The organism is Caballeronia choica, assembly GCF_001544535.1.
Classification (GTDB): domain Bacteria; phylum Pseudomonadota; class Gammaproteobacteria; order Burkholderiales; family Burkholderiaceae; genus Caballeronia; species Caballeronia choica.
In genome coordinates this window covers 22,015-29,530 of record NZ_FCON02000095.1, presented here as the reverse complement: position 1 = coordinate 29,530, position 7,516 = coordinate 22,015, and the positions used below count along the sequence as shown (strand labels likewise).

Here is a 7,516-nt window from a genome sequence, read left to right as displayed (position 1 = left end):
GCTGGATACTCGTTCGGCGGACTGGTTGCGCTGGAGATCGCGCAACAATTGCTCGTTTCGGGTGAACGGACAGAATTTGTGTGCTTGCTCGACACCTACGCCCATGAGCGCTGGCTGCCGTGGCATTCGTGGTTCATCTTCCAGCGCGGCCGTGCAAGCCGGCTGTGGCATGCGATCGCGGAAAAGTCGCTGAATCAGCGCGTGAGTTACATCGCGGACAAGCTCGTCGCCATCGCGGATAATCTATTGATTCGTCGCGGGCGCGTGTCGCACCGGACGGCAGATCCGGTCGAAGAATTCATGCCTCCGATGCTGCGGCGCTTGCGCGAAACCTTTCGGACCGCGACGAACAACTACCGTCCGCGCCCCTATTATGGCGGACCGATTGTGTATGTGCGTGCGTCGACGCGGCTGCACGACCGGGGCGATCCTTTGCTGCTGTGGCGGAGCGTTGCACGCCGCGGGCTAACTATCACCGAAGTGCCGTGCGACCATTCGGCGATCATCGCGGAGTCCGCCGTTCATCGCACCGCAGCCGCGCTCGATAGGGCAAATGGGGACCCAGTAGCGGATGAGTTGCCGCACCATGCTACGACAGCCGTGTTTGGCGGTCCTCGCTGAGTCGCGCGTGATCTTCAGCGCGGCCGTGTGGCACTTCTCGCCTTTTCGTTAATACCGCTTGAGCTTCGTCCCGCCATCAGTTTGCTTCACAATGCGACGGCCAATTCGGCCGACAATTATTGAAGCATCGTGACCGGCGTGCGCGTGAGCCGCCAGAGCTTGGTCAAGATCCACCATCGGCTTAGAAAGCCCAGGTGGCTCGCATCGACCAGCACGACGTCTGACTGCTTTTCCGCGGCGCGCGCGGCGATCGTCTCGGCGACCGGGCCAAACACGCGTGTCCAGTGATAGGGAACGCCGGCGTCGTCGAGGATCGCGCACGTTTGGGTCAATGCGCTCAACATCTCGAGCTCTTGCCGAAACCGGAGCGCGCGCCGGGAATGAAATGCAGCCGCTCGTCCCTGCTCGGCCGGCTCGAGCACTTCGACCAGTTCGACCTCGGAGACGCAGCGCTCCGCGAACAGAAATGCCGCGTGGCGCGCGGCTTGCAGCGCGCCATCGTGATGAACGACTGGAATCAGCAACCGTAACATGTGACCTTCCGTTCGACTCAACCGCTATGACTGCATTTCAGCAGATCCGCCATCAACGCCGCGAAGAACTTCAGGCGCGCCGCGTAAAAATGCTGTCAACGCGGATCGACGAACGCAACGGCTATTGCGCTCCCATCAGCCGATACCCCACCCCCGTCTCGGTGACGATATGGACCGGCTGAGCGGGATCGCTTTCCAGCTTCTGCCGCAGATGACCCATATAGACTCGCAGATAATGCTGGTTCTCCGTGTGCGTGGGACCCCATACTTCGCGCAACAGTTGCTGGTGAGTCAGCACACGGCCAGCGTGGCGTACGAGTGTCGTGAGCAACCGGTACTCGATCGGCGTCAGGTGGACAGCAACGCCATCGCGGGTGACACGGCGCTCCGCCATGTCCACTTCGACGCCGCCGAAGCATACCTGCGGCGTTTCCTGCTCGCCGCCGCGATTGCGGCGCCGCAACTGCGCCCGAATCCGCGCCAGCAGTTCCGACACGCCGAAGGGTTTGGTCAGGTAATCGTCCGCGCCCGCGTCGAGCGCGGCGACTTTGACATCCTCGTGAGTGCGCGCCGACAGCACGATGATCGACTGCTCGCTCCAGCTGCGCAAATCGCGAATCACGTCGATCCCGTCGGTGTCCGGCAGACCCAGGTCCACCACGATCAGATCGGGCTTGCGGGTGGCCGCTTCCCGCAAACCCTGTTGCCCGGTTTCCGCTTCGATCACCGTCATCCCCTGCGCTTCGAGGGTCGTGCGCACAAAGCGCCGGATCTGTTTGTCGTCTTCGATCATGACGACCGTTACAGTGGGTTCACTCATGGTCGATCCGACGTCGCGGCATTGCGCGTCTCGGCGTCCTCGTCAGGCGGTGCCTCCAGCGGCGGCGATTCGTTGGCGGGCAAGGTGAACCAGAAGCGAGCCCCGGTCACGCGCCCTTCTGCATCCACGCCATTCTCCACGCCGATCCTGCCGCCATGCGCTTCGACGATCGCCCTGCAGATCGCGAGGCCCAGGCCGATTCCCGGCTTCGCGGATTCCTTCTCCCCGCGCGTAAACTTGTCGAAGAGACGATGTTCCATGCCGGGCGGCACGCCCGGGCCGTTATCCTCGACGCACACGCGGATGAACTTCTGGTCCGCCTCGGGTTCGACCACTGCGGAGATTACGAGCGGCGTACCCAGCGGCGTGTATTTCGCGGCGTTCTCCAGCAGATTCGCGAAGAGCCTTTCCATCAGGACCGCATCCAGCTTGACGAGCGGTAGCTCTGGCGGCACGGACACTTTCACCGGATGCCCTTCGAGCGTCCTGCGGCACGCCGCCAGTGCCGCGCCGACCACTTCTTCCAGCATCGACCATTGCCGGTTCAAGCGGATAGCGCCCGCTTCGAGCCGTGCCATATCGAGCAGATTCGTCACGAGACCACTCATGCGCAGCGCTTCCTCGTGGATCGCCGAGATCAGTTCCTTGGTCGAATCGTCCGCGGCATTGGGCGGTTCGTACCGGTCCGACAATACGGAGGCGAAGCCGACGATCGACGTGAGCGGCGTGCGCAAGTCATGGGAAATCGCCGACAGCAGCGAATTGCGCAAGCGCTCCGACTCCATGCTGACGAGGGCGTCCTGCGCGATCTCGACGTAATGCACACGTTCGAGCGCCAGTGCAATCTGCGCGGCGAACGTATCGATCATCCGCTGTTGTTCGGGGACCGCAAGTTCCGCTGGCCGCCCGGTGACGAGTGCGAGCACGCCTCGCGTGCGCATCGGTGCCTTCAGCGGCAAATACAGCGCTTCGGTCGCCGGCAGCGTGTCGGTGCCGCGGCCTGCGGGCTTTTGCTGGTCGTACACCCATTGCGCGACATCGAGATCGAGGCTCGCCGCATCCAGCGTGACTTCCGGATTCGGTTCATCGACTTTCTGCCTGACCTTTTCCGCGCTGTCGGGCAACAGGATCGCGACCTTCGCCTGGAACACCTCGCCCACGTGGCGGCTGCCGATCTCGATGATCTGCTGGGTCATCAGCGCGGCGCCCAGTTCGCGCGTCATCGCGTACATCGCACCGGTCCGGCGCTCGCGCAACGACGCAATGTGTGCCTGCCGCCGCAGGTTCGATGTCAGGTGACTGATCGTCAGCGAGGTGCACAGCATCACAACGAAGGTAAGCAGATACTGCGTATCCGATACGGAAAACGAGAGTTGCGGCGGCACGAAGAAAAAATCGAATGCGGCGACGCTCAGGAACGACAGCAATACACCCGGCCCCCGCCCCAGCCGAACGGCGGCAAAGATAACGCCTAGCAAATACAGCATCACCAGGTTCGTCAGCGCGATCTGACGGGAGAGCGCGCTCGCGAGCACCGTGATCGCGGCGCCGATCGCCAGCGCATAAAGATAGGCATTGGGCCGCGACCGCGCTTCGTCGCCCAGCCCGGCATAGTCCAGGACATTGCGGCGTCGCGATGGTTCTTCCCGCGCGAGGTTCGCACCGACGAGCGTGACGTCGATGTCGGCCGCCTGACGCACGAGACGCTCGCTGACCGGCTGCGCGAACATGCGATGCCAGCCGCGTGCCGCCGCAGCGCCCGCCACGAGCTTCGAGACATTGCGCATCCGCGCATAGGCGACGAGCGTCGCGGCGGCGTCCGTGCCGTCGAGCGTGACGGTCTCGGCGCCGAGTTCGGACGCGAGCTTGAGCGCATCGAGCGTGCGCTTGCGCAGGTCGTCGGGAAGCCGCTGCAGCCTCGGCGTCTCGACATAGACCGCGAGCCAGTCCGCCTTGAGGCTTGCGGCAAGACGCGCCGCCGCGCGTACCAGCGTCGCGCTCTCGGGCCCCGGACCCACGCACGCGATGAGCCGTTCGCGCGCCTGCCAGATCCGGTCGATCGATTGATCCGCGCGATATTCACGCATCTGCGCGTCCACGCGATCGGCGGTGCGACGCAACGCCAGTTCGCGCAGCGCGATCAGATTGCCCTTGCGAAAGAAATTGCGCACTGCGCGCTCGGCTTGCTGCGGCAGGTAGACCTTGCCTTCACGCAGCCGCTCGAGCAGTTCCTCGGCGGGCAGGTCGACGAGCGTGACTTCGTCGGCGAGATCGAACACGCGGTCGGGAACCGTCTCCCACACGCGAATGCCCGTGATCCGCCCGACGATGTCGTTCAGGCTTTCGAGATGCTGGACGTTGACGGTCGTGTAGACGTCGATGCCCGCGTCCAGCAATTCGTACACGTCCTGCCACCGCTTGACGTGCCGGGCGCCCTGTACGTTGGAGTGCGCGAGTTCGTCGACCAGGATCAATTGCGGCTTGCGAGCAAGCGCCGCGTCGACATCGAACTCAGCCAGCTTGCGATTGCGATATTCGATATGCGCCGGGGGCAGCACTTCAAGACCGTCGAGCACCGCAAGCGTTTCCTTGCGTCCATGCGTCTCGACGATCCCCGCCACGACATCGACGCCTTCTTCCCGCCGCCGGCGCGCGGCCTGCAACATCGCGAACGTCTTGCCGACCCCCGCCGACGCACCGAAAAAAATCTTCAGCCGGCCGCGCTGGCGCTTCTCTTCGTCGCGCTGGATCTTTTCGAGCAGTTCGTCGGGATCGGGGCGGTCCATCACTGTACGGGCTTCAGTTCATCGAGCGCGAGATTGAGCTTCAGCACGTTCACGCGCGCTTCGCCCAATATGCCGAATTGCCGGCCGCTCGTATAGCGTTGCACCAGCGCATCGACGTCACCGGGCGACAGCTTGCGCGCCTTCGCGACGCGATCGACCTGATACGCGGCGGCGGCCGGGCTGATCTCCGGGTCGAGCCCGCTGCCCGACGACGTGACCAGGTCCACCGGAACGGCCGCCGTGTTGGACGGATCAGCGTCGTGCAATGCGCTGAGGCGTCCCTTCACTTCGTCGGCCAGCGCCGGGTTGGTCGGCCCGAGGTTCGAGCCGCTCGACGCCTGGGCGTTGTACGGATTCGGCGAGGTCGCCGAGAGGCGTCCCCAGAAATAGTAAGGCGCGTCGAACTGCTGGCCGATGAATTCGGAGCCGACCGCCTTGCCGTTCTTGACGATCAGGCTGCCGCTCGACTGGTTGGGGAAAGCCGCATGGCCGATCGCGGTGACGACCACCGGATAGGCTGCGCCGGTAATGACCGTGAACGCCACGAACAGCACGAGCAGCGGACGAATGAGGTTCTTCATGATGGTTGACTCGCTTGGTTTATGCTCTATTGGTACGATGTGCGCTCAGGCCCACCCGAACCCGGTGATGACCATGTCGATCAGCTTGATGAACGGGAACGGCAGCAGGATCCCGCCGAGACCGTAGATCAGCAGGTTGCGCCGCAACAGCGCGGCCGCACCCAACGCGCGGTACTTGACGCCCTTCAGCGCAAGCGGGATCAGGAACACGATGATCAGCGCATTGAAGATCACCGCAGAGAGGATCGCCGAGGCGGGTGAAGTCAGGTGCATCACGTCGAGCACGCGCAGTTGCGGATACGTCGTCGCAAACGCAGCCGGGATGATCGCGAAGTACTTCGCCACGTCGTTGGCGATCGAGAACGTGGTGAGCGAGCCGCGCGTCATCAGCATCTGCTTGCCGATCTCGACGATCTCGATCAGCTTGGTCGGGTTCGAGTCGAGGTCGACCATGTTGCCGGCTTCCTTCGCCGCCTGCGTGCCGGAGTTCATCGCCACCGCGACGTCGGCCTGCGCGAGCGCGGGCGCGTCGTTGGTGCCGTCGCCCGTCATCGCGACGAGGCGTCCTTCGGCCTGATGGCCGCGGATCGTCGCCAGTTTCGCTTCGGGCGTCGCTTCGGCAAGGTAGTCGTCGACGCCCGCTTCAGCCGCGATCGCCGCCGCCGTCAGCCGGTTGTCGCCCGTCACCATCACGGTCTTGATGCCCATCTTGCGCAGTTCGGCGAAGCGCTCCTTGATGCCGCCCTTGACGATGTCCTTCAGCTCGATCACACCCAGCACGCGCGCGGTCGCGCCCTGCTTCTCCGCCACCACGAGCGGCGTGCTGCCGCGCCGTGCGACGTTGTCGACCGCCGTCTGCACTTCCTGCGGATAACGTCCGCCATGCGTCTCGACGTAGCGCTTCACCGAATCGGCCGCGCCCTTGCGGATCTCGTGATCGGGCAGGTCGACACCGCTCATCCGCGTCTGGGCGCTGAAGCCGAGAAACGTCGCGTGCAGCGTCGCCATGTCGCGCTGGCGAATGTTGAAGCGCTGTTTCGCGAGCACCACGATGCTGCGGCCTTCAGGCGTTTCGTCGGCGAGCGACGCGAGTTGCGCGGCATCCGCGAGGTCGTGTTCCGACAGACCCGGTGCCGGCAGGAAGGTCGACGCCTGGCGGTTGCCGAGCGTGATGGTGCCGGTCTTGTCGAGCAGCAGCACGTCGACGTCGCCGGCCGCCTCGACCGCACGGCCCGAAGTGGCGATCACGTTCGCCTGCATCATGCGGCTCATGCCCGCAACGCCGATCGCCGACAGCAAGCCGCCGATGGTGGTCGGGATCAGGCAGACCAGCAGCGCGACGAGCGCGGTAATGGTCACGACGTGCCCCGCCTTCATCGCCGCCACCGAGAACATCGAGAACGGCAGCAGGCTCGCCGTGGCGAACAGCAGCACGAGCGTGAGCGCGACGAGCAGGATCGTCAGCGCGATCTCGTTCGGCGTCTTCTGACGCTTCGCGCCTTCGACCATCGCGATCATGCGGTCGAGAAACGCCTCGCCGGGATTGACCGACACGCGCATCACGATCCAGTCGGACAGGACGCGCGTGCCGCCCGTCACCGAGGAGAAGTCGCCGCCCGACTCGCGGATCACCGGCGCGGATTCGCCGGTGATCGCCGATTCGTCGACCGAGGCGACACCTTCGATCACGTCACCGTCGGCGGGAATCACATCGCCGGTTTCGACGAGCACGACGTCGCCCTTGCGCAAATCCGTCGATGCAACGATCTGGACCGGCGATTTGGGATGCGGCTGGTTCAGCTTCTTCGCCACGACATTGTGCTTCGCGCTTCGCAGCGACGCCGCCTGCGCCTTCGAACGTCCTTCGGCAAGCGCCTCGGCGAAGTTCGCGAACAGCACCGTGAACCACAGCCACAACGCGATCGCGAGGATGAACCCCGACGGCGCCTCGGCCTGGCCGGTGAGCGCGGCGATCCACAGTACGGTCGTCAGGATGCTGCCGACGTAGACGCAGAACATCACCGGATTGCGAAGCTGCGTGCGCGGCGTGAGCTTCCTGAACGAATCGACGATGGCCGGCCTGACGATCCGCGGATCGAACATCGAGCGCGCGGCGCTGCGGGTATGGGGGCCCGGTTCCGGCGCCTTCTCGGGCGCCTTGTTGGGCGTATTGAC

At 64.6% G+C, this 7,516-nt stretch carries 6 protein-coding genes; 1 reads left to right on the top strand and 5 read right to left on the bottom strand.

What is annotated here, in order from left to right:
* Positions 1–621: thioesterase domain-containing protein (locus tag AWB68_RS29810; protein ID WP_327383578.1), on the top strand; the 621-nt coding region annotated here is incomplete at its 5' end.
* A 116-nt stretch (positions 622–737) separates the two neighbouring features.
* Here AWB68_RS29810 and AWB68_RS29805 read toward each other — a convergent pair.
* The 5 genes from AWB68_RS29805 to kdpB all read right to left on the bottom strand — a co-directional run bounded on the left by AWB68_RS29805 (position 738) and on the right by kdpB (position 7,444).
* Positions 738–1,154 carry a universal stress protein gene (locus AWB68_RS29805; protein ID WP_087647914.1) on the bottom strand — a complete coding sequence of 139 codons (417 nt, stop codon included), beginning with the start codon at positions 1,152–1,154 and terminating at the stop codon, positions 738–740.
* Between the two features lie 121 nt (positions 1,155–1,275).
* Positions 1,276–1,974 (bottom strand): two-component system response regulator KdpE, encoded by a 699-nt coding sequence (gene kdpE, locus AWB68_RS29800; RefSeq protein WP_087647913.1) that lies wholly within the window; start codon positions 1,972–1,974, stop codon positions 1,276–1,278.
* A complete protein-coding gene (locus AWB68_RS29795) occupies positions 1,971–4,760 on the bottom strand; it encodes a DUF4118 domain-containing protein (protein WP_087647912.1) in 2,790 nt (929 codons plus the stop codon). The genes kdpE and AWB68_RS29795 overlap by 4 nt, the downstream gene beginning before the upstream one ends.
* The gene (gene kdpC, locus AWB68_RS29790) at positions 4,760–5,341 is read right to left on the bottom strand and encodes a potassium-transporting ATPase subunit KdpC (RefSeq protein WP_087647911.1); all 582 of its coding nucleotides are present in this window, start codon (positions 5,339–5,341) and stop codon (positions 4,760–4,762) included. Before kdpC ends, AWB68_RS29795 begins: the two co-directional genes overlap by 1 nt.
* 45 nt (positions 5,342–5,386) lie before the next feature.
* Positions 5,387–7,444 carry a potassium-transporting ATPase subunit KdpB gene (gene kdpB / locus AWB68_RS29785; protein ID WP_087647910.1) on the bottom strand — a complete coding sequence of 686 codons (2,058 nt, stop codon included), beginning with the start codon at positions 7,442–7,444 and terminating at the stop codon, positions 5,387–5,389.
* Positions 7,445–7,516: the final 72 nt, after the last annotated feature.

Coding starts and splice junctions, on each gene's coding strand:
- AWB68_RS29805 (WP_087647914.1), bottom strand. CDS start 1,154: ATGTTACGGTTGCTGATTCCAGTCGTTCATCACGATGGCGCGCTGCAA.
- kdpB (WP_087647910.1), bottom strand. CDS start 7,444: ATGTTCGATCCGCGGATCGTCAGGCCGGCCATCGTCGATTCGTTCAGG.
- kdpE (WP_087647913.1), bottom strand. CDS start 1,974: ATGAGTGAACCCACTGTAACGGTCGTCATGATCGAAGACGACAAACAG.
- kdpC (WP_087647911.1), bottom strand. CDS start 5,341: ATGAAGAACCTCATTCGTCCGCTGCTCGTGCTGTTCGTGGCGTTCACG.
- AWB68_RS29795 (WP_087647912.1), bottom strand. CDS start 4,760: ATGGACCGCCCCGATCCCGACGAACTGCTCGAAAAGATCCAGCGCGAC.